This is a genomic window from Paraburkholderia sp. A1RI_3L (genome assembly GCF_048957895.1).
Classification (GTDB): domain Bacteria; phylum Pseudomonadota; class Gammaproteobacteria; order Burkholderiales; family Burkholderiaceae; genus Paraburkholderia; species Paraburkholderia kururiensis.
In genome coordinates, this window is sequence record NZ_JARCHA010000010.1 from 113,467 (window position 1) to 140,128 (window position 26,662).

Consider the following 26,662-nt stretch of genomic DNA (forward strand, 5'->3'; position numbering starts at 1 on the left):
GTAAACTCGTATCCCGGAACGGCACGGCTGGGTCGTCCCGCAACGCTCAACCGTGACGCACGACCATTCGCAACGCGCGTACCTGTAGAGGGGCAGTCAAATGAAACTTGCAGACTTCATTGAGGCCGACCTTGACGGTTTGATCGACGCCTGGGCGGAATACGCCCTGGCCATCAGCCAGGAGGACACGCTTCTTTCCGAAAGCCAGTTACGAAATTCTGCTGCCGAGATTCTGACGGCAATTGCAGCGGACATGCGAACTGCACAGAACGCGGTGCAACAGGAAGCCAAATCCCGTGGCGACGATCGCGCCCCGCAATCGGAGTTCAACCGCGGGGCACACCATCACGCGGAGGACCGCCTGGCGCATGGCTTTGGCATCAACGACGTGGTGGCGGAATTCCGCGCCCTGCGCGCCACGGTGCTACGTCACTGGCACACGACCTCGCCCGAAGGTGCCGCGGCGTTCCAGGAAATGATCCGCTTCAATGAAGCGATTGATCAGGTACTGGCTGAATCGGTGCGGCACTATGCGGCCCAGACCGAACGCAGCCGCGACCTGTTTAACGGCGTGCTGGCCCACGACCTGCGCTCGCCGCTGGCGGCGATACTGAATGCAGGCGAAGTGCTGCTGCATGACAACGGTCTGTCTTCCGGCAGCGTACGGGCGATTGCGTTCATCCAGCGCAGCGCAACGCGCATGAAGCAGATGATCGACGATCTGCTGATTTTCACCCGCGCACGGCTGGGCGACACGCTGCCGGTCAGTTTTGCGTCGCAGGATATTGGGCGTATCTGTGGCGACGCCGCGGACGAAGTGCGGGCGTCCTACCCTGACGCCACTATCGACGTGCGTCTTGCGGGCGATCTGCGGGGCCGATGGGACGGCGCCAGGATCAGCCAGTTGATGGTCAACCTGCTGACGAACGCGGCCCGCTATGGCTCTGGCGGAGTTGTCGTCGAAGCCGATGGCCGCGAGGGGCACGTGACCATTGTCGTCTCCAACGAAGGCAATCCCATCCCGGAGAAAGCACTGCCCACATTGTTCGATCCGCTCACGAGGGCGAATTCGCCTGAGCGGAGCGGAAGCGCTGCGGGCATTGGGCTCGGCCTCTATATCTGCCGCTGCATCGTCAGCGCACATCAGGGAACCATAGCCGTTGCATCATCGGAACGCGGAACCAGCTTTACCGTGCACATGCCGAGCTTGCCTTCGCTTTCCGGTTGAGGGCGATGATCCGACGCAGCGTGGAAGGTCGAGGCGATCCGGCGATGGAGACAGCTTGCGCGTAAAAGCTTTGCGCGAGCGCGGCGGCCGAGGCGATGATCCGTGTGCCCTCGGTTTAAATGACAACGGGTGGGCACCTGCCTCCTGGAGTCGGTGAAGTCACAGACCAATGGAACGCAGAAAATTCGCTCATTCGCGGACGATGCGGCGTTGTTGCCTTAATCCGTTCTTAAGGTACGCCCTGTAGGCTTGCCTTCTGCCCAGCGACGACGCGCCAGGTGTGGACGAGGTTCATTGACCTCGCGATCACCCCAATGACGATGTTCCGTTAACGTATGCTGCAAGAGTCCATGACCGAACCGATCGAAGCATTTAATCGAGCGATTTTTCTTCGGCTCAACGCCACGCCAACTACCCCGCATTGGCTGACCGAAGCTGGTTTGCTGCTCGCCAACTACGCAATCTGGATCGTCCCGGTCACGCTCGCCTGCGTGTGGCTGGCGGCAGGCAGCGAGAGGCGTGAAATAGCCGTTCGCGCGAGCCTCGTTGGCTTTGTCGCGCTGGGCATCAACCAATTGATCGGTATGGTCTGGTATCACCCTCGACCGTTCGTGACTGGATTGGGACACACGCTTCTGGCGCATGCGCCAGACTCGTCGTTTCCGAGCGATCACGTTACGCTGCTCTCAGCCGTGTCGTTCACTTTTCTCTACAGCGGGCTGCGACTACCTGGCTTGTTTATTCTTGCAGTCGATATCGCGGTGGCGTGGTCGCGCGTGTTTGTCGGCGTGCACTTTCCGTTCGACATGGTCGGCGCGGCCAGCGTGGCCTGGATCACATACGCTCTGAGTTCGGCACTCTGGAGCCCATGGGGATCGGCCTTTACGCGAGCATGCGTTGTGGTGTACCGCAAAACGCTCGCCTGGCCGATCGATCAAGGATGGCTGCGCCCATAACTGCGCGTCCACGCGAACCCGCTCACTACCCTCTGTCATGAACAGGCCGGCCGCCCGCAAAGGCCTGCCCGATCACGAAAACGCCAGATAGTGCTTCGTAAAACTGTCGCTCAACACTTCCCACAGCGTAAGTGTTCCTTTTTCCATAAACCAGGAATCGCCCGTACGGAATAGCGCGCTTTGGCCGGTGGACTCGTCGGTGATACGCACTTCTCCCTGCAGGATCGTTGCCTGTTCGCTGAACGGGTACACAAGGCGGTATGTGCCCTTCGACGTACCGAAATAGCCCGCGTTGATGGCATCGGTGGGCGTGCCGTGCGTCGCGCTGCCATACGCCTGCACATCTCCCCCTTCCAGAATTTCGGCACCGAGCTGGCTCAGACTGCCCCACGGATGAAGATGCGCGATCGTCATGTTGCGATCGATGATGGTCAGACTCATGATGAAAATCCTGTATCAGAACAAGGATGGAACTCAACGGCGTCCATTCCAGTAGCCGGACATCTGGTGAAGCGCCTTGCCCAGGCTGACGAGCAAGGCGCGATAGCGGTCTTTACCGCCAATTCCCGCGCGGCTTATTGCGCTAATCAGCCGATAACGCTCCGAGCCGCCCAGGATGCCCTCCGCCAGAATCTTGCAGATGATCTGGCTCGGCGTGACGCCGAAGCCGGAATAGCCCTGTACGAAGAACGCGTTGGCGTGTCCGGGCAGAGCGCCGATCTGCGGAAAAAGGTTGCGCGTTGTAGCCATAGGACCACCCCACGCGAGATCGATACGGACGTCGTGCAGGTACGGAAATACCTCCAGCATCAAGCGCCGGTTCCATTGCTTGAGATCGGTGGGGACGCGTTCGATCACCTGCGTCGACGAACCGAACATCAGCCGGTTATCGTTCGTCACGCGGTAGTAATTGATGATCGGTCGGATATCGCTATACGCGCCGCGAATCGGGCTGATCTGCTCGATCAGTTCATGGCTCAACGGTTCTGTTACCGAGTTGAATGCGTACACGTTGATCGTGCTGCGATGCAGCTCCGGCTCGATCCGGTTATTGAATCCGTCTACGGCCCACACCAGCTTGCGCGCGCTTACCGATCCCTTTGCCGTTCTGACTCTGATCCGGTCGCCATAAATCACTTCCAGCGCAGGGCTGTATTCGAAGATCCTCACGCCGTAGATCTCCGAAATCGCCTTCGCCTCGCCAAGCAGCAGATTGAGCGAATGCACATGCCCGCCGCCCATATGCAGCAGCGCAGCCTCGTAGACGTCGGAGCCAATGATCTGCCTGACGTCGCGCCCTTCCATAAAACGTATTTCGTACGGAGAACCGAGCGACTTGAATTCTTTCTCCCAGCTGCGCAGGGTCTTCGCCTGGCGCGCGTTATAGGCGAGATAGCCGTATCCGCTGCGGAAGTCCGCATCGATGTTGTATTTAGCGATACGGTCACGCATGATCTGCGGCCCGAGGTCGCTCAACGCGAATATCGCGTGCAGACCTTCTTCGCCCACGTCGGCCTTGATCGCGTCGAGATCGTGTCCGATTCCGGCCATGACCTGCCCACCGTTGCGCCCCGTACCGCCATATCCCAGGTAGCGCCCTTCGAGAACGACCGTGTCCGTCACGCCCTGCTCCGCCAGTTCGAGCGCGGTGTGAATGCCCGAGAATCCACCGCCTACGATCACCACGTCTGCTTCAATATCGCCCTCGAGCGACGGGAAACTCAAATCGTATTTCCTGGTTGCCGTGTAGTACGTCGGCGTTTCATCCGTGTGCATTGCGTGTCCCGTCTGTTTCGAAAACGTGCGGGCCTGCAATGACCCGCACAATCCTGGTGGCAAACGATCTTAAGCAGACAGAGCGCGTGCCGTTATCACAAATCGGCAGGCGCTCAACCGAAACGAACGTGTTCTGCTCGCGTTGTTGTTTCCCGCACAGGATCCGACGTCTCAGAACATCACCCTCAGTCCCGCCATTAACGCGAGCTGGCGATTCGAATTGCTGTTCACGAGATTCGGAATCTGGGCGTAATCTGCCGTGCCGCCCGTTGCAGGGTTGATGCCCAGTCCCTGCCCGGAGGCCACCTGCCCGATCGCTACGCCGTACAGCGCCGTGCGCTTGGACAGCGCGTAGGTCGCGCCCAGGTTGACCTGATGGAAGCGAGTCGAACCGCCGCCTTCAACGTGCGCACGGTTGAAGATGTACGCAGCCCCGAGCGTCCATGTCGGCGTGAGGTTGTATGTGGTGTTCAATTCGGCGATATCGAACGTCACATCCGCGCCGTCAGGGCGGGCGCTGCTCGCGAAGTACGCACTGTTTTCAAGCTTCGTGTGCGTATAGACGAGCGCGACCATCGCATCACCTAACGTGATCGACCCGCCGATACCTGCCGCCTTCATGGCGCGCGCATTCTGCAGGTTGCAGTACATGGCGGCTGCGTTGCTGCAGGCAAAGTCGCCAATGTAGCCGGAGGCTCCGCCCAGTGCCGCATCGAGCAGATTATTGAGATCGAGATAGCCGGCACTCACCGACACGGGACCATGGGTATAGGCCGCAGCAAGCGCGTAGCCGCGTCGTGCACTGAAGTCGCCGGCCTGGCCGCCAAGACTGAACGTGCCGCCGAACGTGAACCCGCTGAAGTCGACGCTCGTGAACTTCACCGCGTTGTTCATGTTGAACGCTTCGTTGAGGTTATCGACGTCGCCGAAATGCGAGCCGTAGAGCGTCGACCACGCGTTGCTCGACGCATAGACGCCGAGAAAGTCGGAGTACGAATCGTATTGCCGTCCAAGACTAAGGGTGCCGTACCGGTCGTCTCGCAGACCCACCCACGCCTGGCGACTGAAGAGCGCGCCGTTCTGCAGCATCGCGCCGTTTCCGGTCAGGAACTGGTTCTCGAGCGCAAACGTTGCTTTCAGGCCGCCGCCCAGATCCTCGGTGCCCATGAGCCCCCACCTCGACGGCATCAGATAGCCGCCGCCAAGCTGCACGGCATGGCCGCCGTGCACGGCGCCGTTCGCGTCGGTGACCTGCTGGTTGGTCGAATACAGCACCCCTGCATCCACCGATCCGTACAGCGTCACACTGCTTTGTGCGTGTGCCTCGTGAACTGCTGCGCCGAACAGCATGACGCACGCGGCGGCATATCTCGCTTTAACTTTCATTTGCTACCTCCTATGTCTTATCAAGAATCCTGTGGCCGGGATGCACTGCGATCTGGAGCGTGTCGAACGTCGGGCAACACCCGTCCCTCTGAGCGGCGCAAAGCGCCCTCAGCCGGTGAGGAAAATGTGGGAATGAACCGCGGCTACGCGTGCGCTAGAGCCGCGAGTTGCCGAGTGCGTCGAACGCGCGTGGATTGCGCGCCTTGAGCCGGCGGGCGCTGACGATTCCAGCGACCGCGAAAACCGGCATCAACACGGTGAGCCCATACGAGAGCCCGACGCTTGCGCCCGTCAGAACCGGGAAGTTGATGATGGCGAGCACGAGCACAGCGAGGAGCGCAATGCCCGAAAGCACCGGAAACACGAAGACGCGCAACGCGCCTTCCTCGTGCTGCGCCGTGCGTGCGAAGAAGCGGAGCACGGCCGCGGACGACAACACCATCAGCGCGATGATGCAAAGCGTCGCAAGATTCGTGAGCCACGAGAACAACGTGAGCACAGGGTCCGACTTGCCGACGATGAACGCGATGACGACGCACGCGGCAATGACGGTCTGCAATACTGAGCCAACGTGTGGGCTGCTGTGCGAGGCATGCGTGTGCCCGAGCGATGCCGGCAACAGGCCTTCGCGTCCGCTTGCATAGAAGTAGCGCGCCGCCGAATTGTGGAAAGCGAGAAGACCCGCGTAGACGCTCGTGATGAACAGCACGCTCATCGCGTCGGTCAGCGCATGGCTGGCGTAGTGATCGGACAGCGAATAGAGAAACGTCGTCGGGTCGGACAGTGCGTTCAGGGTCTTCACGATCTCGCCGGCGCCCGCGCCAATCACCATGCACCACAGCGAGAAGGCGTAGAAGCCGCCGATCAGCAGCACCGAGATATACGTTGCAAGCGGCACCGTGCGGCGCGGGTCTTTCGCCTCCTCGCTATAGATCGTGGTGGCTTCGAAGCCGACGAAACTCGCGAAGCAGAACAGGAACCCGATGGCAGGCGTGCCGCTCAGAAATACGTGCGGCGTGAACGACACAAAGTTGATGCCGTGTGCACCGCCCGACTTGAGGATCGCTACGTCGAGAATCAGCACGACAATGTATTCACCGAACACGAGCAGCGACAGCAGCTTCGCCGACAGGTCGATTTGCCGGTAGCCCAGCACCGCTATGCTGGCCAGCGCGACGAGCGAACATGCCCACCACGGTACCGTGATGCCGAGCCGCGCAGACAGAAAGCCGGACGCCACTGCGCCAAACATGCCGTAGAGCCCGATCTGCATCGTGTTGTAGCCGAGCAGCGCGAGAAACGCCGCAGCACCGCCCGCGGTTGCGCCGAGCCCGCGGGCCGTGAAGGCATAGAAGCCGCCGGCGTTCGTGACGTAGCGCGACATCGCCGTGTAGCCCGCGGCGAACATCAGCAGGATCAGCACGGTAGCAATGAGCAGCGTCGGCGTGCCGGCCCCGTTGCCCAGCATGATGCCGATGGGGAAGCCGCCCGCAATCGCGACGAGCGGGCCCGCGGCCGAGATGACGAAGAAAACGATGAAGCCGAGGCCGAGCGCGCCCTTGCGTAGCTCGGTCGAAGGTGTAGGGTCCATTGCGACACTCATTTGATTCGCTCCCGATGGAATGGCCTGTCTGCTGTCGTGGTGCACGGCATCGGGGCCGCTCGTTTGCGGTCCGACTGGACCGGACGATAGCCCGCCGTGTGGATGGCAATGTATGAAGCCAAAAGTCGAGTCCGGCAGCACAGATTGGCAAGACGTCGCATGCCTGGGGTTTACGCGTTCCCATGAGAGCGGGCTGCACCATGCCGTAGCGTGATCGAGCGAGGGATGGGCAAGGCGACCCGGCATTCATACGAATGCCGGACCATGTGAGAGCGCTGGGACACGACACCACATCGCGCCGCGCCAGATGCAATCTTGAAGAAGGGACACCTGGATCATGCAGCGCACTGCGCACGCAGCGTTTCGACGTGCGCGCAGCACGTCGCGTCAATTCTTTCGCGGCGTCTGCGAGGGCAATTCGCCGAAGAGGTCGCGGTACTCCCGCGCGAAGTAGCTGAGATGCGTGAACCCCCAGCGGGCGGCGGCATCGCCGATCAGCAATTCGCCCGCCGCTGTCGAGCGCAACAACTGGCGCACCGCGTTGAGACGGATGGAGCGCAGGTATTCGACCGGCGTGACGTTCGCGACGCGCTGAAAGCTCGTCTGAAGCGTGCGGCGGCTACAGCGCAGATGACGGCACAAGTCCAGCACCGTGAGAGGCTGGTCGGCCTGCTCCTGGATCAGGCGTTCGCAACGCCGCACGATTTCACTGTAGGTGCTGTGCGTCAGGTCGCGCGTCTCCTCGGTGGCGGCTTCGAGAAGACCGAGCATGAGGCTCACCACCTCATCCTGAAAAAGTCGGGTGGCCGACGGGTTGACGAAGCCAGCCGGATTGCGTGCCGCAGCCTCGAAATAGCGCGTCAGACCTTCGCGCAGAACGGCAACGCGTTCGCCGGGCACGGGCAACACGTGCTTCCTCAACTGACGCACGGCAGCGTCGCCGACCGTGATCCCGACGAGTTCCTCCATCGTTCCGGCCGCCAGGCTGACGACGGCGTAATGCATCGATTCCGGGGTGTAGAGGCGAAACTCCTCGTGCGTGCCGAGCGCCATGATGGCGTAGCCATCGACACGCTGCCCCTGGAACGTGCCCTGCATGGGCGCGGTCAGCGGCACGGCTATAGACGAGAGGCCGTTCGGCGAAACGCCCGCCTGCACGACCCGCCGGTTGGTCGCTTCCTGGAAGAACTGGAAGCCCGGGCTGTTCACCTGAAACAGCGTGCCTTCAAAACGGCCGGGCGTGAGCTGGCGATAAACCTGCTCCCAACCGTTGACGGCATGTGATAGATCGTGGGCGTCGGCGAGGGCGGCAATCCGAAATTCCATCATCCTCTCCTGCGAAACACCAGGCATCGTGCCCGATCAAAATTCGGATTGCGACAAGGTCTTTAGGACTTTCGTATAGCCAATGCCGACGCGCTTCGTTCAGTGCGCAATACAGACCGATTTCGTCTCGGTGAAACCCTCGATTGCATGCCGGCCAAACTCGCGGCCAATGCCGGACTGCTTGTAACCGCCAAACGGCATGGCGGGATCGAGCGGCACATGGCAATTCACCCACACGGTACCCGCCTCCATCTGCGGCACGAGGTTCATCGCGGCGCGCAGGTCGTTGGTCCAAAGGCTTGCAGCGAGGCCGTATGGGCTGTCGTTCGCCAGATGCAAGGCTTCGGCCACATCGTCGAACGGTGCGAGCGCCAGCACGGGGCCGAATACCTCGTCGCGCACGATAGCCGCGTCGGGCGGAACATCGGCGATTACGGCAGGCCGCACGTAATAGCCCGGCTCTTCGGCTCGCGCGCCGCCGGCCAGAAATCGCAGCCCCTCGGCGCGGGCGCGCGCAAGGTGGTCTTCCACGCGCGCGCGGTGGTGCGCGGAAACCAGCGGATTGATCTGCGCAGACGGGTCGAGGCCTGGGCCCATCGTCATGGCGTTCGCGCAGTCGGCCAGCCCTTCGGCCACCTGCCGATATTTGCTGCGATGCACATAGATGCGCGACACGGCCGCGCACACTTGCCCCTGGTTCAGGAACCCGCCCGCAAGTGCTCCTTGTACGGCCTGATCGACGTCGATGTCGGCCAGCATCACCGCCGGATTCTTGCCACCGAGTTCGAGCGAAAAACGCGTCATGTTCTGCACGGCCGCCGTGCCGACCCGCTTGCCGGTAGGCGTCGAACCGGTAAACGAAATCTTGTTGACGCCTGGATGCGCCGCAAGCGCCGCCCCGCATTCCGCGCCGCCTGTCACCACGTTGAACGCGCCCGCCGGGATGCCGGCGTCGCTGGCCAGTTCGGCAAGCCGCAACGCCGTGAGGGGCGTTTCGGGCGACGGCTTGATGACGACCGAACACCCGGCGGCAAGCGCGGGAACGAGCTTCCAGACCGCGATCATCATCGGAAAATTCCACGGCACGATACCGGCCACGACGCCCACTGGCTCGTGCCGCGTGAACGCCGTATAGCGGGCGCCAGGGGGAAACGGAATCGACACGTCGAGCGTCTCGCCCACGATCTTCGTTGCCCATCCGGCCATATAGCGGACGTACTCGAGCGTGGCCCCCACGTCGATCGCACGGGCAACATTGATCGACTTGCCCTGGTTGAGGGTCTCCAGCTGCGCGAGTTCCTCGGCGTGCGCCTCCAGCACGTCTGCGAAACGCAACAGGATGCGCTCGCGATCGGCGGGCCGCAGCCCGCGCCACACGCGCGCCTCGAACGCGGCGCGAGCGCTCGCCACGGCCCGGTCCACGTCGGTCGCATCGGCATCCGGTACCGTGGTCAGTACATGGCCCGTCGCGGGATCGAATACGTTTGACCGGCGCGGCGAATGGGCGAGGCCAATGGCGCCGTCGATGAAGAGGCCGTGTTCCCGTCCGACGAATGCACGGACGGCGTCGCATAGGGCGACTGTCGCATCGCTGCTCATATCGTTGATCTCTCGAACCTGGGGTGAAATGACGTGCCCGGTGTACGTTTGGCCCGCAGCGTTCGCGGATCGGACACCGATTGCAGCCCCCCGACTCTAAAGAGCCGGCGCGACGCGCGTTAGCGCAAATCGGCAGATACGCGGGAATTGCGGGTAAACCGCGACGGGCGGCGCGCCGGGCCGGGCCGGGCAACCCAACGATCTGCCCGGCGAGCGGGCCATACTCAACGATCGGCCCGGCGAGCGGGCCACACGCACCGTTCAAACGTGCGGCGCCCGCGGAACAGCCGGCGCGGCAATAACACCGAGTCTGCTGCGTTCACCTGCATGAGCAGGACAAACCGCGTGCCGTCGTCGTGGGCCACGATGGCGCAACTCGCGTGCACCAGCCCGCGGCGAAAACGCGGATCGACAGCCAGCACGTCGATTTCGTCGTGCAGACCCTCGCAGCGTGCACCGTCTACGACATTCCAGCTATCCGGCAAGCGCAACAGAATGTCTGCCACGTCCTCCTCGTGAGAGATCACGGCGGCAAGCGCGCCGGGGCAGCGCCGGAACCACGCCGGCACGCCCGCCGGCCTGACCGCCACCGCGGCCACCGCGTAGAGCAGCAGTGCCGACTCGTCTGGCCTCCGGCCAGCGGTCGGTTGCCGGGACGAGACGGGGTTCATTGCGCGCAACGCAGAAATACCGGCCGTCGCGGCGGGCTTCGTCAATGGAACAGCACACCGACCAGTTCGGTGCGACTCGATACGCCGAGTTTGCGGAACATGCGCAGCAGGTGCGTCTTGACCGTGGGCTGGGCGAGCGCCAGATCGCGGGCAATCTGCTTGTTCGAGAGACCGTTGCGCACCAGCCGCGCGACCTGTTCCTCGCGATGCGTAAGACGCGCCGCGCGGTCCGCCGCCTCGGGCCCGGCCTGGGAGAGACACAGCGCCGGTTCGCGGCGCAGCCTGGACGCCAGTGCGACTTCGAGCAACGGCGCAAGCGCATTCGCGCTTTCCACCTCCGTTCGGGAAAAGGGCGCCTCGGGCGCGAAGCGCAGCAGCGAAAATGCGCCGACCACATGGCCGTCGGCTCGCAAGAGTACTTCCATCACGTCGACCACGTGATGCGGCCGCAAAAAGCGCTGCCAGTAGACAGACTTGCCGCGCAGCGTCTCGGGCAGTTCACCGGCGAGCGTGACCACGCTGCCTTGCTGTTGGACACAGCGCGATGGATGTAACGGGTCGAGCAGGCAATAGCGCTGCAGATAGGTGCGATGCATGCCCTCCGCCAGGCCGAACAGTTCGAAGCCCGATGGCTGGCGATCGCTGCCGATCCGGTAGAACACCGTGGCGCTGGGCCGCACGAGTCCGGCGAGTGTGGCCACGGCGGCTTCGAGCGCATGATCCTCGCGCCTGGCGTGCCGCACAGCGGGGTAGGGGCGAATACCGGGGTCACAGATCATGACGTCTCCTTCATGAGCCAGTCGAGGTTTTGCCCTACCGATAGTAGTGACCGGCGCCCCGAAGCCGTGAGCCTTAATTGGCAAATCCCCTTCCCTTCGCCCATGGATCGCCTCGCGCTGTGGCGGGTTTCGCGGGCCAGCGCGCGTACCGGCGCCCCTTGCCCAGCGGTCAGGATGACGTGTTCATTCGGGATGCCGCGTGACGTTGAGCACCTGGGCATGCGCACCGACCGGGAAATTGGAGAGCGCGTCGAAGCGGCTGCCGTGATAGCCGAATATCTTGCCGTCGGTCTTCATGCGTTCGAGGTCGATCATCACGACGCCGAGCGTCGGCACGATCTTCTCGCGCCAGATGAACAGATACAGCGCGGTGTCGATACCGATCGTGTGGCAACGGTCGACATCGCCCAGCCCCGCCTCCACGCCAGACAGACACTGCCACGCGTAGAAGTTGTCGTTCAGATAGATGTGCTCGTAGCGCTCGGTCGCACTGTAGATATACAGGTTGCGCATGCCGATCAACTCCGTCGTCGGCGCATGGAGCGCGGCACCCTGGGTGCCGGTATCGGCGCCGATGCGGCCATGACGTATCTGTGCCTGCACGCCCGTCAGTTCCATTGCGCGCTCGACGCGCGTGAATGCGTCGATCCGCGTTTCCTTTTCGCCCGGCAGCACGCCCACGACGACCGTGCAAAGCTGTTTGCCCAGGTCCAGCACATAGCTGGTGCTGGACGCTCGCGATTGGCCGTTCGCGTCCACGAGCGGCTCGTCGGCGCCGATGTAATCGACGAAGTAGATGCCCGCGCGCAGCGAGGTCACGCGGCACGCATGCCGTTCGCGCGGTTGTGCCGGTTGCGCGGCCCCCGCCGGGACACGTTCGACCTCCACCGATTGCGCGGTGTCGAAATGCAGCGTGTCGACGCCTCCATCTGCGAAGGTCAACACCAGTGTGCGTCCTTCGAGATCGCCGACGGGCGCAAGGATGTGGCTATTGGGCGCAAAGCCGTCGGCAAGCGCGCCGACCTGGATGAACGCGGGTTGGGACGTCATGATGAAGCGGGCTCCTGTGGACGAAGGCTGAACACGCACCGCCCATTGAACGGCGGCACAGGCATCCACTCTACAGACGCGTCGCCGCGCGCGGCATCGACCAGAAGGATGACAACGGCTGCAACACGCCGTCGATGCAGCCACGAAACGGCGTTCGTGTGTCCGGGGTAAAAACGCATTGCCAACTTTTTTTGTTTGCGCCAGATCGCCGGTGACCATCGCCGACGGCCCGAAAATCCATGCAGCGCAGGCGCCGACGGGCTCTTATCGCGCCACGCGCCTCTTCAACCGGGGCGTCAACCACTGGACCTTCTCGCCGATCGTCGGCGCGACGTACATCACCAACAGCGGATTCGAAATCTCGAGCGGCATCGAGATCGATCAGAACACGACGAACCACGCAACGAACTACCGCAGCGGCACCGGGTTCCGGCAGGAGTTCGCGATCGGCCAGCACATCGGCCCGAACGTCGACGGCACGCATCGGGACGCACGTTCGGTCACTTGATGGAGCGCTACGACGTGCTGTTGACGCCCACGCTCGCCATGCTGCCGCTGCCGCCAGCCGACCCTGCAACAGTGGACGACGCTCAGTCGTTGAGCGAAGTCATCGATCGGTCCCACCGGTTTTCGCCGTTCACGGCCTGGTTCAATGCGACGGGACAACCGGCGATGTCGGTGCCGCTTTACTGGGACGAAAAGGGGCTGCCCGTCGGCAGTCATTTCGCAGGTGCGTTCGGCGCAGAGTCGCTGCTGTTTTCGCTTGCGGCGCAACTCGAGCGGGCTGCGCCCTGGTCCGATCGACGACCACCGATCTCCGTTGGCGGTCCGACGTCGTAAGCTATCCGAAGGACGTTCCACCGCGCCGGCATCGCGACGTATGCCGGCGCTTCGTGATGATCCTAGCCATACTTCGCGTCAAAGCATCTGCGGTTACCTCGATAAACCGATCCTGGCGTTTACGGGGGAAACCGGGTAGTGCATGACAGGCGTTCCGCGCGCCGTGCATCGCGCGCGAATCCTCGGAGGTGGTTACGCTCCCCCTTCCCGCTGAAACACCGACGCTAGATGCTTCAGCGCGCGCCATGCGAAGCTTTGGCGCGCCCCGCCGATAGTTGCCGTGCCGTCGATCTCGCGTGGCCAGGCCTCGTTGGCCGGACATTCGTCGATCCGCACCCGGTAGATGGCCGCGAGCGGCACCAGTTGATGCGTGCCGGGCTGCTGCTGTACGGGCAGCGAGCCGCCGTAGACGCTCGCGAGCGAAGGCGTGTCGAGTGTCGCCACGTTCACGCGGTCGACCGCCGTCACGCGGCAACGCACCGCACCGAGTTCCGGCAACGACGCCACGAAGTCGACGCGGTCGCCGGCAGCGACGCGCGCAGCGTCGTCTTCGCCGACGAATGCCTCCCCCTTCACGCCGATCGGCCCAACGACATCGAAAACGTGCTCGCCGCGCGGCAACCAGGTGCCCGGCGCCAGTTCATCGTCGGTTTGCACGACGCCGTCGAACGGTGCGCGCAGCGTCAATTGCGCGACTTGCGCGGTAAGTCCCGCCACGGTTTCGCGCGCGGCGTCCCAGCGCCGTCGCAGCGCCACGCCCTGCTCGAGCAAGCGGCCGTCGAACGATTGCTGCTCGACTTGCCAGTTGAGCAGCGCTTCATCGGTCCGCGCCGCTTGCAGCCGATGCGTCAGATCGGGCGACGCCAGCACCGCGAGTACATCGCCAGCATGAACGCGCTGCCCGTCGCGCGCGATCGGCGCCTGCTCCGTCACGTAAGCCGCTTCGGGGGCATAAAGCCCTTGCGCGCGCGACGGCCCGAGCACGGCCGGCGCGCTGACGCCGCCGTGCCACGGCAGCACGAAGAAGCCGAGAAGCAGCACGCCGATGAACGCGGTGCGCCGCGTCTCGCGCCGCCAATGCAGATCGGTGCGGCGACGCCAGCACGCCGCGATTTCGCGCACGATCGGGCGTGCGATGAACCAGCCGAATTCGACGAAGAACAACATCAAGCCCAGCGCCTTGAAAAACGCGTGATAGACAACGAGAGCGATCGAGAAGAACACGACCAGCCGATACAGCCAGGTCGCAAACGAGAAGGCAATCAGGAAGCGCCGGCGCTTGGGCACGCACGGCTCGGGCTGCGGATCCCGAAAACCGAACAGCCGCTCGCGCATCCACCAGCGGCCGAACGCAAACGCCCTGTCATGCAGATTCGGCATGTCGAGCCAATCCGACAGCAGGAAGTAGCCGTCGAAGCGCATGAACGGGCTTGCATTGATCGTCAGCGTGCCGATCCATGTCGTCGTCGCAAGCAGGAACGCGCCGGCGCGCAGCGGCCCGTCGGGCAACACGCTCCAGGCCAACGTCGCCAAAGCGGCCAACGCCAGCTCCGTCAGCATGCCGGCCGCGCCGATCCGCAACCGCTCGGCGCGCCCCGGCACCTTCCACGCTTCGGTCGTATCGGTATAGAGCACCGGCACCATCACGAGCAGCGCGACGCCCATCGTCGGCACGCGGCAACCGTAGCGATGCGCCGTGAACGCGTGTCCGAACTCGTGCAGCACCTTGGCGCAGCCGATCGCCACCCCAACCGCGATCAGCCCGCGCAGGTCGGCATACGCATGGAACGTGTGGATGAACTCGTCCCAGCGGCGCGACACGAGCACGAGGCCGGTCAGCGCCATCAGCATCACGGCCATCCAAAACGCCGGCCGATAGGCGATTTCGGCGTAGCGAGCGAAGCGCCGCAGGAACGGCATCGGGCGCCAAAGCGGCACGCGGATCATCAGGTAATGCTTGAGCAGCCACATCGCGTGGGAGAGCTTATGCGCCGCGGCGGCGCTCGCGAGCCGGTCCGTATCGGCTGGGCTCGTCGCAACGAGCAAATGCTGATGGTGCAGCATGCGCACGAGCGACTCGAAGTCGTCCATCGTCAGATGGAGCGTGGTCTCGGCGTTGACCGAAGCCACGATCGCCTCGGGGTCGTCGAGGGGCCAACGCGAGAGCATCTCGAACGCGGGCCAGCCGATCTGGAAGAACCGATTCCCCGCGGGATCGTGGAGCATCCACGTGGGTGCGCCTTCCGGCGTGGCCGCACCGGACGTGAGGCTCAGTTCCTGGCGTAGGGACGGAAGGCGTGCCATTAGTGCGCTGCGTCAGTGAAAGCGGAGACCGTGCGCGGCTTACCAGCCGAGCCACTGCCGCGCGGTCGCCAGCGGGCGGCGCAACAGATAGTAGGCGAGCGGCACCCATCGGCCGTGAATGCGCGCAGTGCCCATCACGCCGAGCGGCGGCTTGACGCTGCCCGTGAACGTCGCCTTGAGGCGATACGCGACGACACCCTCGGGCGTCGGCTCGGCGCGATAGGCCACCGTATCGATGCGCGCATCGTATGAGGCGAGCGGAGAGCTCTTCGGATAGAGCGTGACGCTCGCGCCCGGCACGACGTCGACATTGTCCGCGGCAGGCACGTAGGCCGTCAGCTCGACATGCGCCGGATCGGCCAGCAGCATCACCTTTTCTCCGATGGACACCGCCTTGCCGTTCCAGTCGTTCGGATCGGAGAAGACGGCGACGCCGGCGCGCGGTGCATTGACGCTCACGCGCGCCAGTTCGCGCGCGGTGTAGTCGAGTTCGACCGCGCTTTGATCGAGCTTGCCCTTGCGCAGCGCCATGTCCAGCCGGTCCTTGTCGTCGGTGACGGCGAGCTGCGCGGTCTGCCGATATTCTTCCTGCGCCGTCGCGTAGTTTTTATTCGCCAGCGCATAGCGCGAAGCCAGCGCAGTGGAATCGAGCGCGAACAGCGGGGCGCCGGCTGCGACACGCTGGTTCGGTTGCGCGAACAAATGGTCGATGACGCCGTCGAGCGGCGCGCGCACGACGAACGGGTCTTTCGCCGTGACCTCGGCGGGCGCGAGCACCGTGAGCGGCACCGGCACGACAAGCGTGCAGGCGAGCGCCACGAGCATGCGACGCCGGTATTTACCCACGCTCAGCGCCAGTTTGGCGCGCTGTATCCACGAAGCCCGGGGAGAAAACGCCGCGAGCGCATGCGACCAGACGCGCGCGAGTTCGGCGAGAAGCGCTTCGTCGACAGGCGTCCACGGTTCTTCGCGCGCGAAAACCACCCCACCGAACGAGCGTCCCGTCCGATCGACGAGCGGCACCCACAGCGCGTGCGTCGGCCACCAGGCGTCCCATTCGGCCGCAAGCGCATCGGGCACGCTATCGGCCGTGAAAACGCGCGGCCATGCGGGCGGCGGCGAGTCGGCGCTCTGCGCCGGCGTGTCCGCGGCCACGTTCACGTGCGCTTCGCCGCCGGCCGCCATCGCCGGGTCAGGTTGCGAGGTGGACGCCGCGGGCGACGCAGAATGCACACGCCGTTCCAGCGCTCGGCATACTTCGCCGAGCCATTGCACATACGGCGCGCCCGGATCGCTTTGCGGCAAGCCCGACACCGCGGCCACCGCGCCGGGCACAGGCGCCGGCGCGCGCCACCATGCCGCCTGCCGGTACGGTACGAGCGAAAGCGTTTCGTTGACGACGACGAAACCAAGCGTCTCCTCGCTCGACGCCTCGCGTGCGCGCGCCGACAATTGCCATAGGAGGGCGAGCGCGCTCGCTTCGATCCGCAGCGGGGCGTTCATCGCGCGGCTACCCTCTAACGACCGGCGGCGGCGAAGCGCGCCCAGCCGCTCATGCCGGGCAACAGCTCGGGCGTGTGGGCAGCGAGCGCGGCCGTCACGTCTACCGTCTGCGTAACGGGATCGACGCGCGCGCCGATGCGGGCCACCGTGGCCGGATAGCTCTTGCCGACTTCATCGACGCTGACCGTCAGCGCGTGGCCGGGCTTGAGCCAGGCCAGCCACTTCGACGGCACGATCATCTTCAGTTCGAGGCGGCTCGTGTCGACGATCGTCAGGAGCGGCTTGCCCGGTTCGGCGAACTGCTGGGCCGAGGCGCTGCGCTTGACGACGCGTCCGTCGAACGGCGCGGCAATGCCGCACTTGCGCACCGTCGCCTGCATGTAGGCGACCTCGGCCGCGCTGGCCTTCGCTTTGGCATCGGCTTCCTGCACTTCGATCTCGCCGATCGAATGCAATTGCGAAAGGCGATCGTTGACGCGCTTGAGCTGCACGGCCGCTTCGGCTTCGGCCTGAGCCTTGCGTAGTTGCGCCGCGTAGAGCGAGCAATCGAGCGAGACGAGCGTCTGCCCCACACGGAACGCGTCGCCGTCGCGAAACGGCATGGAGGCGATCTTCGCGCTGATTTCGCTCGACACGTCGACTTGATCGCGCGCGACCAGCTGAACGCGGATACGGCCGTCGTCGTCGGCGCGAGCGGCCGAGGAAACGCCGGGCGCCGCAGGCGTCGTCGACGCATTCGGCAACGCCGGCGCCGCGATTGGGGCTTGCGGCCCCGCGGCTTGCGCACTACCGGCCAAACAGCTGAAACCCACTACCATCAAGGCCGCGCTGCGCAGCCCTGCCATGCACCATCGATTCATTGCGTTCTTGCTCCATCCACGTGGCCGAATTGGGCCCAGCGCGTTTGCTCCTGGTCGATCGATTGCTCGATCGATTTCAAATCGCCCTGGCCGGCTTCGGCCGGCAGCGGGTCGAGCCCGAGCGTCGCCAGCATCTGACCGTAAGCGCTTTCCAGCTCGCCGTAGCTTTGATACAGGCGCAGCTCCGACATCATCGCGGATGTCGCCGCACGAATCTCCTCGAGCTTGCCTTGCGCATTGGCGATCGTGGCGTTGTGCGTGTGCTGCAGGATTTGCCCGTCGACGTCGTTGATCTGCTTGAACAGATCGAACTGGCGCTCTTTCGCGCTCAACTCCGCACGCGCGACATGCACTTGCGTGAGCACCGCCATCGACAGTGCGAGCTGCTGCGCCCGCGCAACGTCGCGCTGAGCGTCGGCCATGCCGCGAATGTTCCTGGCGTTGAGCAAGTTGAGCAAGTTCCAGCTCACGTTGATGCCGGCCGCGCGCCACGCGTGATAAGCAAGGAAGCTGTTGCTGTCGTAGTGCGCGCCCAGTTGGAATTCGATGCCGGGCAACAGCTTGGCGATTGCCTTGTGCGTCTCGTTGATGCTGATGCGTTCGTTGTAGCTCGCTTCGACCAGTTCCGGCCGGCGCTCGAGCGCCGTCTCTTCCATACGGTCCATCGGCATGTCGAACGTCGGAACCGAGAAGCCCTCGGGCGGCGCGAGCGTGATATCGGTGCCGGGGGCGATGTTCATCAGCGAGGCGAGCCGCGGCTTCGCTTCGTCGAGCTGGTCGCGCACCGCTTCGAGCTGACGCATGATGTCGAGCAGCGCGTGCTGATAGGCGAGCGTGTCGAGCGGCGAACGCAAGCCTTCCTGCTGCGACTTGCGCGAGTCCTCGAGCGCTTGCTGGGCATGGCCGAGCAGCGGCCCGACGCTTTTCTCGAGACGCTGCGCGCCTACCGCTTGCCAGTAAGCTTCGCGCACTTGCTGCATCATCAGTTGCACGACCTTGCGCCGGCGCTGCTCGACGACGAGCACGCGGTCGGCTTGCTCCTTTGCCTCGAAGTAGCTGACGCCGAAGTCCAGCACGTTCCAGGAGAAGGTCAGATCGGCCGTGCGGTCGTTCTGATCGGTCGAGTACGACGGCTCCAACGACACCTGGTGCGTTTGCAGCGAAATCGATTCGGAGGCGAGCGGATGATTTCGGTTCGTATAGCCGGCCGCCGTGGTCAGCCGGGGCAGCATGTCGAAGTTCGCCACGTCGAGCTGCTTCTGCGCCAGTGCCTCTTCCATCATCTTCAGGCGATGATCGAGATTGAAGCGGATCGCGCGCGCCATGGCCTCTTCGAGCGTCACGGGCCCGGTGATCGGCGGCTGGTCCGCGAACATCGCCGTGCGATCGGCCTGGGCGCTTTGCGCGCGCTCGGCGTCGGTGAACGGCGTCGGTTTGATCGAGCAGCCCGACAGCCACAAAGCGGCCACCGAAATCGCGATCAGCGTCGGACGCATTGCGCGTTTGGAACGGGCTTCGCACGAGGCGTTTGCGGCGGGCGCCAACGCGGGCGTAGGCATCATTTCGGCAACTGTCGGTTGTAGTCTCATTGGTCTAGACGGATGACGGGAATTCATACGCGACGCGCGGCGTCGACTGGATTCGTAACATGCAGCGCCGCACGCGCCTGCGCAAACTGCTGATCGAGCGAAGGCTTGCCGACGGGGCGCGCCGCACGTGCAACGGTCGGTTCGACCAGCGCTGCATGGCCAGGCGTCTTCGGATGGGCGACACCGTGCTGGCCGTGCGGCGCGAGCACGATTTCGCGGCGCGTTTCGTGGCCGGATGCGTCGCGCGTCTGAACGACGATATGCACGTCCTCGACGCCCGGCGGCAGTTCGCCGCGCAGCACGCCGTTCGCCGCGTCGTAGTGAATCCAACCGGGCAACGAGCGGCCGTTGGCGAGTTGCACCGTGACGTCGGAGCCGCCGTGCATCGCTTCGGACGGCGGCAGCAGCGTCGCGACGTCAACCGAGAACGGGTCGTTCGGCGCAATCGTGATCGAAACGTCGGGCAGCGCGAGCGGCGCGTCGACGGGCGAAACCGAAATCAAAGCGTTGAGCGCCGTCATATCGAAGCGCGGCACCGAAGCATGATCGAGCGAATGCATATTCGCCGGCGCGTTCGGATCCATGAACGTCATGGTCGTGACGACCGGCACCGAACCGATCGGCAACGATTGATCGAACTCGTCCAGCACGTCCGGAGGCGCGGTATTGTCGTCGCCCGTGAACTGCGAAGTATGCGATGCCCCCGGCGTATCGACGATCGTTGGCGGCGGGGAAGGCAGAATCGGCGGGAACAAGGGCACGTTGGTGATCGCGATCGTGTTGGAGGCCACCGCGCTCGACTTCACACCGTCGTTGACCGTGAAGGTCACCGTCCGGCTGCTGCCTGCGTTTTGTGCTCGATCGGAGTACGTGACCGCTTGAAGGGCCGCGGTCCATTGCGCGATCGTCGCCGTGCCGCCGGCGGAAGTCAGCGTGAGCACACCCGTCGCGGCGTTGTAGCTCGCCGCGATATTGCCCGTCGCCGCGTTGCCCGTGAAAGCGAGCGTATCGTTCGACGAGTCGAACCCGCCCGTGATCGACACTTGAGCCGACGCAAGCGTCGTGTTGTCCAGATCGCTGATCGTAACTTGCGGGGCCACCGCCACCGGTGTCGAGCCGATGCCTCGCGCCGTGAACGACACGTTGCCGCTGACGGTCAAGACCGGTGTTTGGTCGGTATCGGTCACGGTGATCGTCCGTGTCGCCGCTACGCTCGTATTGTTCCCGCCGTCGATGGCCTGGAAGCTCACCGTGCGCGTCGTGCGGTCGGGTGTGAGCGCGGTATCGTCATAGGTCACCGACCGCAGCGCGCTCTGCCATTGCGCCAGTGTGGCCGTGCCGCCGGCGGAGGTGAGCGTCATGACACCCGTCATCGCGTCGTACGACGCGTCGATGTTGCCCATGGTCGCGCCGTCGTTCGTGAATGCCAGCACGTCCTCGCCGCTATGCAACCCGCTCGAGATGCTGACCGTGACCGAGCTGAGGGTGTTGCTGCTGCCGTCGGTTATCGTCAGACCCGAATCGACGGCGACGGGTGTGGAGGCTGTCCCGTCGCCGGCCACGAAAGCCGCCGATCCGGCATCGGTCGTGATGACCGGCGCAGCGATGTGCACCGTATCGGATGCGACCGCGCTGGTCTTCGTGCCGTCGCTCGTCGCGAACGAAATCGTGCGGTCGCCCGAGGTCGTGTTCGGGCCGGTGGCAAATGTGACTGCCGACAAGGCGCTCGCCCACTGGGCGTCGGTGGCGGTCGCACCGACCGACGAGAGTGTCAACACACCGGTCGCTGAGTTATACGAACCGACGATGTTGCCGAACGTCGTCGTGTTCGTATTGGCAAATGTCAGCGTGTCGCCGCTGTGGAAGCCCGTGCCGATTGAAACGGTTGCCGTCGATTGCGTCGTGTTGTCGAGGTCGGTAACTGAAATGCCGCCGTCGATCGTCGCGCCCGACGTGCCCGCCACGTAGTTCGTCGTGCCGCCTGTCGTAGTGACGATCGGCGTTTGATCGGTATCCGTCACGGTGACCGTGCGCGTCGCCGTATTGCTCGTGACGCTGGCCGTGTCGACCGCCGTGAAGCTGATCGTGCGGGTGGCGGCGTTCGGCGTAACGGCCGTGTCGGTGTACGTCACGGCATCGAGCGCAGCCTGCCACTGAGCCAGCGTCGCCGAATGGCCGGAGGACGTAAGGGTCAACACGCCTGTGGCGGCGTTGTACGAGGCGGCGATATTGCCGTACGTCACCGCGCTCGTGTTCGAGAACGCGAGCACGTCTTCGCTCGACTGGAAATTGCCGGTGATCGCAACGGTCGCCGAGGACAGCGTGGAGGCCGCGCCGTCAGTGAGTGTCAGCCCCGAATCGATCGCCACCGGGGTGGATGCCGTGTTGTCGCCCGCGACGAATGCGGCCGAGCCCGAATCGGTCACGATCGTGGGCGGACCCACCACGTCCACTGTGTGGGTCGCCACCGCACTGGTCTTCGTGCCGTCGCTCGTCGCGAACGAAATCGTGCGGTTGCCCAGCGTTGCGCTCGACCCTGCCGAGAACGTCACGGCCGACAGCGCGCTCGCCCACTGCGCATCGGTGGCAGTCGCACCCGAGGAGCTCAGCGTCAGCACGCCCGTCGCCGAGTTGTACGAACCGACGATGTTGCCGAACGTCACCGAGCTCGTGTTGACGAACGTCAGCATGTCGCCTGCGTGGAAACCCGTGCCGATCGAGACCGTCCCCGACGATTGCGTCGTGTTGTCGAGGTCGGTAACTGAAATGCCGCCGTCGACCGTCGCGCCCGACGTGCCTGCCACGTAGCTCGTCGTGCCGCCTGTCGTGGTGACAATCGGCGTTTGGTCGGTGTCCGTCACGGTGACCGTGCGCGTCGCCGTATTGCTCGTGACGCTGGCCGTGTCGACCGCCGTGAAGCTGATCGTGCGCGTCGCGTTGTTCGGCGTAACAGCCGTGTCGGTGTAAGTCACGGCATCGAGTGCGGCCTGCCATTGAGACAGCGTCGCCGAATGGCCGGAGGACGTCAGGGTCAACACGCCTGTGCCCGCGTTGTACGACGCGGCGATGTTGCCGTACGTCGCAGCGCTCGTGTTCGTGAACGCGAGTACGTCTTCGCCCGACTGGAAGTTGCCGGTGATCGCAACGGTCGCCGAGGACAGCGTGGAGGCCGCGCCATCGGAGAGCGTCAGCCCCGAATCGATGGCCACCGGTGTCGATGCCGTGTTGTCGCCTGCCACGAAAGCGGCCGAGCCCGAATCGGTCACGATCGTGGGCGGACCGAGCACAGCGACCGTGTCCGTTGCCGTGGCGCTCGTCTTCGTGCCGTCGCTCGTCGCAAAAGAAATCGTGCGGTTGCCCGGCGTCGCATTCGAACCCGCCGAGAACGTCACGGCCGACAGCGCGCTCGCCCACTGCGCATCGGTGGCCGTCGCACCCGCGGAGGTCAGCGTCAGCACGCCCGTCGCCGAGTTGTACGAACCGACGATATTGCCGAACGTCACTGAACTCGTGTTGACGAACGTCAGCATGTCGCCTGCGTGGAAACCCGTGCCGATCGAGACCGTCCCGCTCGCCTGCGTCGTGTTGTCCAGATCGCTGACCGAGATACCGCCGTCGATCGTCGCCCCCGAGGTGCCCCCGACATAGTTCGTCGTGCCGCCCGTCGTCGTCACAATCGGCGTTTGATCGGTGTCGGTGACCGTCACCGCGCGCGTCGCCGTGGCGCTCGTATTGCCTGCCCCATCGACGGCCGAGAAGCTGATCGTACGCGTCGCATTGTTCGGCGTGACCAGAGAGTCCGTATAGGTCACCGAACGCAACGCACTCTGCCATTGCGCCAGCGTTGCCGTCGCCCCCGATGAAGTCAGCGTCATCACACCCGTTGCCGAGTTGTACGACGCCGTGATGTTGCCCATGGTCGAGCCATCGTTCGTGAACGCGAGCACGTCTTGGCCGCTGTGAAAGCCACCGGTGATCGCGACCGTCGTCGAGCCAAACGTCGTCGCGCTGCCGTCGGTCACCGTCAAGCCCGAGTCGATCGTCACCGGCGTCGACGTCGCGTTGTCGCCTGCGACGAATGCTGCCGACCCCGAGTCGGTTGTGATGACCGGCGGCGCCGTCATGTTCACCGTGTCGGTCGCCGCGGCACTCGTCTTCGTACCGTCGCTCGTCGCAAACGAGATCGTCCGGCTACCGTACGTCGTACTTGTGCTCGAGAACGTGACGGCCTTCAGCGCTGCAGCCCACTGCGTCATATCGGCCGTGGCCCCGGCGGACGTCAACGTCAGCACGCCCGTCGCGGCGTTGTACGAGGCCGTGATGTTGCCCATCGTCGAGCCGTCATTGGTGAAACTCAGCGTATCGCCGCTGTGGAACCCCGCCGAGACCGACACCGTGCCCGACGATTGCGTCGTATTGTCCAAATCGCTGACCGAGATGCCGCCATCGATCCTCACGGCCGAGGACGCGCCCACGTAGCTCGTCGTACCCCCCGTCGTCGTCACGATCGGCGTTTGATCGGTCGCCGTCACGGTTACGTCGCGCGTGACCGTGCTGCTCGTGTTGCCGGCGCTGTCCACCGCCGTGAAGCTCACGGTGCGCGTAAGGGCATTAGGCGTCACCGCCACATCGGTGTATTTGATCGAATCGAGCGCGCTGCGCCATTGCGCGAGCGTTGCCGTCGAGCCGGCCGAAGTGAGCGTCAATGTTCCGGTGATCTGATTGAACGAGGCCGCGGTGATGTTACCCATCGTCGAGCCGTCATTCGTGAACTGCAGAAAGTCTTCGCCGCTCGTAAAGTTGCCCGAAATGGTGACGGTCGCCGATGACAGCGTACCGGTGGCCGAATCGGTCACGGTCAACCCCGGATCGACGACTACCGGCGTCGACGCGGTGTTGTCGCCGGCCACGAATGCGGCCGAACCTGAATCCGCCGTCAGTTGAAGCGGATTCACGACGTTGACCGTATCCGTTGCCGCTGTACTCGTCTTCGTGCCGTCGCTCGTCGCGAAGGAAATCGTCCGCGCGCCGAGCGTCGTGCTCGAACTCGAGAAGGTGACCGCCGACAGCGCGTGCCCCCATTGAGCATCGGTGGCCGTCGCCCCGGCGGAAGTCAGCGTCAGCACGCCCGTCGCCGCGTTGTACGAGGCCGTGATGTTGCCCATCGTGGAGCCGTTGTTCGTGAACAAGAGCGTATCGCCGCTATGGAAGCCGCCGGAGATGGATACGGTGCCCGACGATTGCGTCGTGTTGTCCAAATCGCTGACCGAGACGGCGCTGTCGATGGTGACCGCTGACGATCCATCGGCGTAGGTGGCCGTGCCGCCCGTCGTCGCGACGATCGGCGTTTGATCGGTTGCCGCGACGGTCACGTTCTTTGTGACCGTGTTACTGGAAGACGAATAGGCGTCACTCGTCAACGTGAAACTGACGGTGCGTGTCGAAGTGCTCGGCGACACCGCCGTATCGGTGTAGGTGACCGCCCGGAAGGCGCTCTGCCATTGCGCGATGGATGCCGTGCCGCTTGCCGAGGTAAGCGTCAACACGCCGGTGCTGCCGTTGTAGCTGGCGGAAATGTCGCCGTATGTCGCGGCGCTGGTGTTGACGAACGCCAACACATCCTGACCGCTCGAGAAGTTGCCCGTAATGCCGACCGTGCCCTGCTTCGCGGTGGTCGCATCGCCATCGGTCAACGTCAGCCCGCTATCGACTGCCACGGGCGTCGATGCCGTGTTATCCGCCTCGACGAAAGCGGTGCTGCCGCCGCTAGCCGTCACGACCGGCGGCGACGACAGATCGACATAGGTGAAGTTGTTGAGTGTCGGCGTCAGGAAAAAGCCGTCCGTCTCGCGCAATCTCAGGGTGGTAATACCGGCAAATCCCGCGATACTCGAAAGATCCACATGACTCGTGGAACCATTGATTGGCAATGATGCGACAACGGTACCGGACGAATTCAGTCCCTCGATGGTCACCGCTCCGCCGAACGTGTCGACATCGAAACTCTGGACAGCCATCTTGTCGCCGTTCGTCAACGTCATCGTCATCGACGTCAACTGGGTGCCCTGCACATTGCCGAACAGCACCCCATCGGTCGAACCCGTGGTCAACGGCGGCGTGCCGCCTTGATTGACGGTTGTACTGTCGACGGCAAACTCGACGGCCTGATCCGTCGTGTACGTGAAGGCGCCGAGCGAAAACGACGTAACGCCCGATGCGCCGCCTGGCGTAACGTAGCCGAGTTCGCTGTCATACGTTTCATTCGCCACTGCTAACAATGCGCCATATTGCTGCTCAGCCGCCGTTGAAAAAATCACCGACGTATGCACAGCGCCCGCATCATATTCGAGCGACCAATCGCCGCCCAACGCAGCTGCGCCTGTCGCATCGGTCGACGCCGCCACGTTCAGCCCCGTCACCGAGGCGATCTGCTGCACGAGCGCCTTGCCGTCCGCATTTTGAGCGACGTCGCAGCCGTAAATCAGAAAGTCACCGCCGGGCTTCATGGCTGCGCCGATCTGCGCAAGCTCGGCGCTATACGCCGATATGTCACCCGCATTGAGCCACGTGCCGCCGATCTGCACGTTGCCGTCGGACCCGTGCGAGACGAGATGGATCGCACTGACGCCCGGGTGCTGCTGCAAGTATTGATCGATTTGCACGAGGCCATCCTTCGACGAATCGAGAATGACGACCTGCGTTCCTTGCGGCACGCCGGAGAGCAGCGTTTGATAGTTAGCGACGTTCGAATTGACGAAGACAACCTGACGATCCCCGGACTGCGCCGCCGTATCGGTGAAGCCATGCACGGCACGCATTGCGGCGGAATCGCCCGCGACGCCGTTCGACGCCTCGTTCATGTTGCCTTGCACGGCGCGCATCGACGCTGCCGCGTTGGATGCCGGCGCGTGGCCCGCCGCCCCTTCAGCGACGCCGGTCTGCGCGGACGCGTGTGCGGAACCGGCATCGCCGACATTCGCCTGCGCAGCCGGATGCTGAGCGGCCGTCACGGCCGCCCCGATCGCAACAGCGGACGCGTCATAGACGATGCGCGGCTCGAGCGCGACGATGTGCGGCGCGGGCAACGCAGGCTGTGCGCTGCGCGTGCTCGCGCCGGATCCGCGAATCGCGGCGAGAAGCTTCGTGAGGCTGGCGGCGAGTTTCATCGCTTGATGTCCTTTGAAGCGCGCCG

General features: G+C 64.2%; 17 protein-coding genes and 1 pseudogene. 4 read left to right on the plus strand and 14 right to left on the minus strand.

Annotated features, from left to right (window positions below; translation table 11 throughout):
- Positions 1-100: 100 nt before the first annotated feature.
- Both PXJ20_RS24225 and PXJ20_RS24230 read left to right on the plus strand, forming a co-directional pair.
- On the plus strand, positions 101-1,228 hold the full coding sequence (locus tag PXJ20_RS24225) for an ATP-binding protein (protein WP_421031854.1): 1,128 nt from the start codon (positions 101-103) through the stop codon (positions 1,226-1,228).
- Positions 1,229-1,578: 350 nt separating this feature from the next.
- A complete protein-coding gene (locus tag PXJ20_RS24230) occupies positions 1,579-2,184 on the plus strand; it encodes a phosphatase PAP2 family protein (protein WP_421031853.1) in 606 nt (201 codons plus the stop codon).
- A gap of 72 nt (positions 2,185-2,256) precedes the next feature.
- Here PXJ20_RS24230 and PXJ20_RS24235 read toward each other — a convergent pair whose 3' ends face one another.
- The 9 genes from PXJ20_RS24235 to PXJ20_RS24275 all read right to left on the minus strand — a co-directional run bounded on the left by PXJ20_RS24235 (position 2,257) and on the right by PXJ20_RS24275 (position 12,374).
- Positions 2,257-2,625, minus strand: a complete 369-nt coding sequence (locus PXJ20_RS24235) for a cupin domain-containing protein (protein ID WP_421031852.1) — start codon at positions 2,623-2,625, stop codon at positions 2,257-2,259.
- Between the two features lie 33 nt (positions 2,626-2,658).
- Positions 2,659-3,960, minus strand: coding sequence for an NAD(P)/FAD-dependent oxidoreductase (locus tag PXJ20_RS24240; protein ID WP_421031851.1), 1,302 nt, complete (start codon positions 3,958-3,960; stop codon positions 2,659-2,661).
- Positions 3,961-4,131: 171 nt separating this feature from the next.
- Positions 4,132-5,346 carry a porin gene (locus PXJ20_RS24245; RefSeq protein ID WP_421031850.1) on the minus strand — a complete coding sequence of 405 codons (1,215 nt, stop codon included), beginning with the start codon at positions 5,344-5,346 and terminating at the stop codon, positions 4,132-4,134.
- 154 nt (positions 5,347-5,500) lie between these two features.
- Entirely contained in the window at positions 5,501-6,949 is a 1,449-nt protein-coding gene (locus PXJ20_RS24250; RefSeq protein WP_421031849.1) for an APC family permease, read from the minus strand.
- A 387-nt stretch (positions 6,950-7,336) separates the two neighbouring features.
- Positions 7,337-8,275, minus strand: a complete 939-nt coding sequence (locus tag PXJ20_RS24255; protein ID WP_017774996.1) for a helix-turn-helix domain-containing protein — start codon at positions 8,273-8,275, stop codon at positions 7,337-7,339.
- Between the two features lie 99 nt (positions 8,276-8,374).
- A complete protein-coding gene (locus tag PXJ20_RS24260; RefSeq protein ID WP_421031848.1) occupies positions 8,375-9,874 on the minus strand; it encodes an aldehyde dehydrogenase family protein in 1,500 nt (499 codons plus the stop codon).
- A gap of 224 nt (positions 9,875-10,098) precedes the next feature.
- Positions 10,099-10,545, minus strand: coding sequence for a hypothetical protein (locus tag PXJ20_RS24265; protein WP_199540913.1), 447 nt, complete (start codon positions 10,543-10,545; stop codon positions 10,099-10,101).
- A gap of 41 nt (positions 10,546-10,586) precedes the next feature.
- A complete protein-coding gene (locus tag PXJ20_RS24270) occupies positions 10,587-11,324 on the minus strand; it encodes a helix-turn-helix transcriptional regulator (RefSeq protein WP_421031847.1) in 738 nt (245 codons plus the stop codon).
- Positions 11,325-11,507: 183 nt separating this feature from the next.
- A complete protein-coding gene (locus PXJ20_RS24275) occupies positions 11,508-12,374 on the minus strand; it encodes a MoaF C-terminal domain-containing protein (protein ID WP_421031846.1) in 867 nt (288 codons plus the stop codon).
- Between the two features lie 211 nt (positions 12,375-12,585).
- Here PXJ20_RS24275 and PXJ20_RS24280 point away from each other — a divergent pair.
- Together PXJ20_RS24280 and PXJ20_RS24285 are read left to right on the plus strand one after the other, a co-directional pair.
- Positions 12,586-12,831: pseudogene (locus tag PXJ20_RS24280) on the plus strand (transporter); the annotation flags it as partial.
- Positions 12,726-13,214 (plus strand): amidase family protein, encoded by a 489-nt coding sequence (locus tag PXJ20_RS24285; protein WP_421032637.1) that lies wholly within the window; start codon positions 12,726-12,728, stop codon positions 13,212-13,214. The pseudogene PXJ20_RS24280 and the gene PXJ20_RS24285, both read left to right, overlap by 106 nt.
- A gap of 192 nt (positions 13,215-13,406) precedes the next feature.
- Here the strand turns inward: PXJ20_RS24285 and PXJ20_RS24290 are convergent, their stop codons facing one another.
- The 5 genes from PXJ20_RS24290 to PXJ20_RS24310 are packed head-to-tail and all read right to left on the minus strand — an operon-like array spanning position 13,407 to position 26,636.
- Positions 13,407-15,518, minus strand: coding sequence for an HlyD family efflux transporter periplasmic adaptor subunit (locus PXJ20_RS24290; RefSeq protein ID WP_421031845.1), 2,112 nt, complete (start codon positions 15,516-15,518; stop codon positions 13,407-13,409).
- 39 nt (positions 15,519-15,557) lie between these two features.
- On the minus strand, positions 15,558-17,021 hold the full coding sequence (locus PXJ20_RS24295) for an efflux RND transporter periplasmic adaptor subunit (RefSeq protein WP_421031844.1): 1,464 nt from the start codon (positions 17,019-17,021) through the stop codon (positions 15,558-15,560).
- A gap of 14 nt (positions 17,022-17,035) precedes the next feature.
- A complete protein-coding gene (locus PXJ20_RS24300) occupies positions 17,036-17,881 on the minus strand; it encodes an efflux RND transporter periplasmic adaptor subunit (RefSeq protein ID WP_421031843.1) in 846 nt (281 codons plus the stop codon).
- Positions 17,878-19,443, minus strand: a complete 1,566-nt coding sequence (locus tag PXJ20_RS24305; RefSeq protein WP_421032636.1) for a TolC family protein — start codon at positions 19,441-19,443, stop codon at positions 17,878-17,880. Before PXJ20_RS24305 ends, PXJ20_RS24300 begins: the two co-directional genes overlap by 4 nt.
- Positions 19,444-19,493: 50 nt before the next feature.
- Entirely contained in the window at positions 19,494-26,636 is a 7,143-nt protein-coding gene (locus tag PXJ20_RS24310) for a DUF4347 domain-containing protein (protein ID WP_421031842.1), read from the minus strand.
- Positions 26,637-26,662: the final 26 nt, after the last annotated feature.

Excerpts from the sequence above, each read along its gene's own strand:
- PXJ20_RS24225 (WP_421031854.1), top strand. The coding sequence starts at position 101 with ATGAAACTTGCAGACTTCATTGAGGCCGACCTTGACGGTTTGATCGAC.
- PXJ20_RS24230 (WP_421031853.1), top strand. The coding sequence starts at position 1,579 with ATGACCGAACCGATCGAAGCATTTAATCGAGCGATTTTTCTTCGGCTC.
- PXJ20_RS24235 (WP_421031852.1), bottom strand. The coding sequence starts at position 2,625 with ATGAGTCTGACCATCATCGATCGCAACATGACGATCGCGCATCTTCAT.
- PXJ20_RS24240 (WP_421031851.1), bottom strand. The coding sequence starts at position 3,960 with ATGCACACGGATGAAACGCCGACGTACTACACGGCAACCAGGAAATAC.
- PXJ20_RS24245 (WP_421031850.1), bottom strand. The coding sequence starts at position 5,346 with ATGAAAGTTAAAGCGAGATATGCCGCCGCGTGCGTCATGCTGTTCGGC.
- PXJ20_RS24250 (WP_421031849.1), bottom strand. The coding sequence starts at position 6,949 with ATGAGTGTCGCAATGGACCCTACACCTTCGACCGAGCTACGCAAGGGC.
- PXJ20_RS24255 (WP_017774996.1), bottom strand. The coding sequence starts at position 8,275 with ATGGAATTTCGGATTGCCGCCCTCGCCGACGCCCACGATCTATCACAT.
- PXJ20_RS24260 (WP_421031848.1), bottom strand. The coding sequence starts at position 9,874 with ATGAGCAGCGATGCGACAGTCGCCCTATGCGACGCCGTCCGTGCATTC.
- PXJ20_RS24265 (WP_199540913.1), bottom strand. The coding sequence starts at position 10,545 with ATGAACCCCGTCTCGTCCCGGCAACCGACCGCTGGCCGGAGGCCAGAC.
- PXJ20_RS24270 (WP_421031847.1), bottom strand. The coding sequence starts at position 11,324 with ATGATCTGTGACCCCGGTATTCGCCCCTACCCCGCTGTGCGGCACGCC.
- PXJ20_RS24275 (WP_421031846.1), bottom strand. The coding sequence starts at position 12,374 with ATGACGTCCCAACCCGCGTTCATCCAGGTCGGCGCGCTTGCCGACGGC.
- PXJ20_RS24290 (WP_421031845.1), bottom strand. The coding sequence starts at position 15,518 with ATGGCACGCCTTCCGTCCCTACGCCAGGAACTGAGCCTCACGTCCGGT.
- PXJ20_RS24295 (WP_421031844.1), bottom strand. The coding sequence starts at position 17,021 with ATGAACGCCCCGCTGCGGATCGAAGCGAGCGCGCTCGCCCTCCTATGG.
- PXJ20_RS24300 (WP_421031843.1), bottom strand. The coding sequence starts at position 17,881 with ATGAATCGATGGTGCATGGCAGGGCTGCGCAGCGCGGCCTTGATGGTA.
- PXJ20_RS24305 (WP_421032636.1), bottom strand. The coding sequence starts at position 19,443 with ATGATGCCTACGCCCGCGTTGGCGCCCGCCGCAAACGCCTCGTGCGAA.
- PXJ20_RS24310 (WP_421031842.1), bottom strand. The coding sequence starts at position 26,636 with ATGAAACTCGCCGCCAGCCTCACGAAGCTTCTCGCCGCGATTCGCGGA.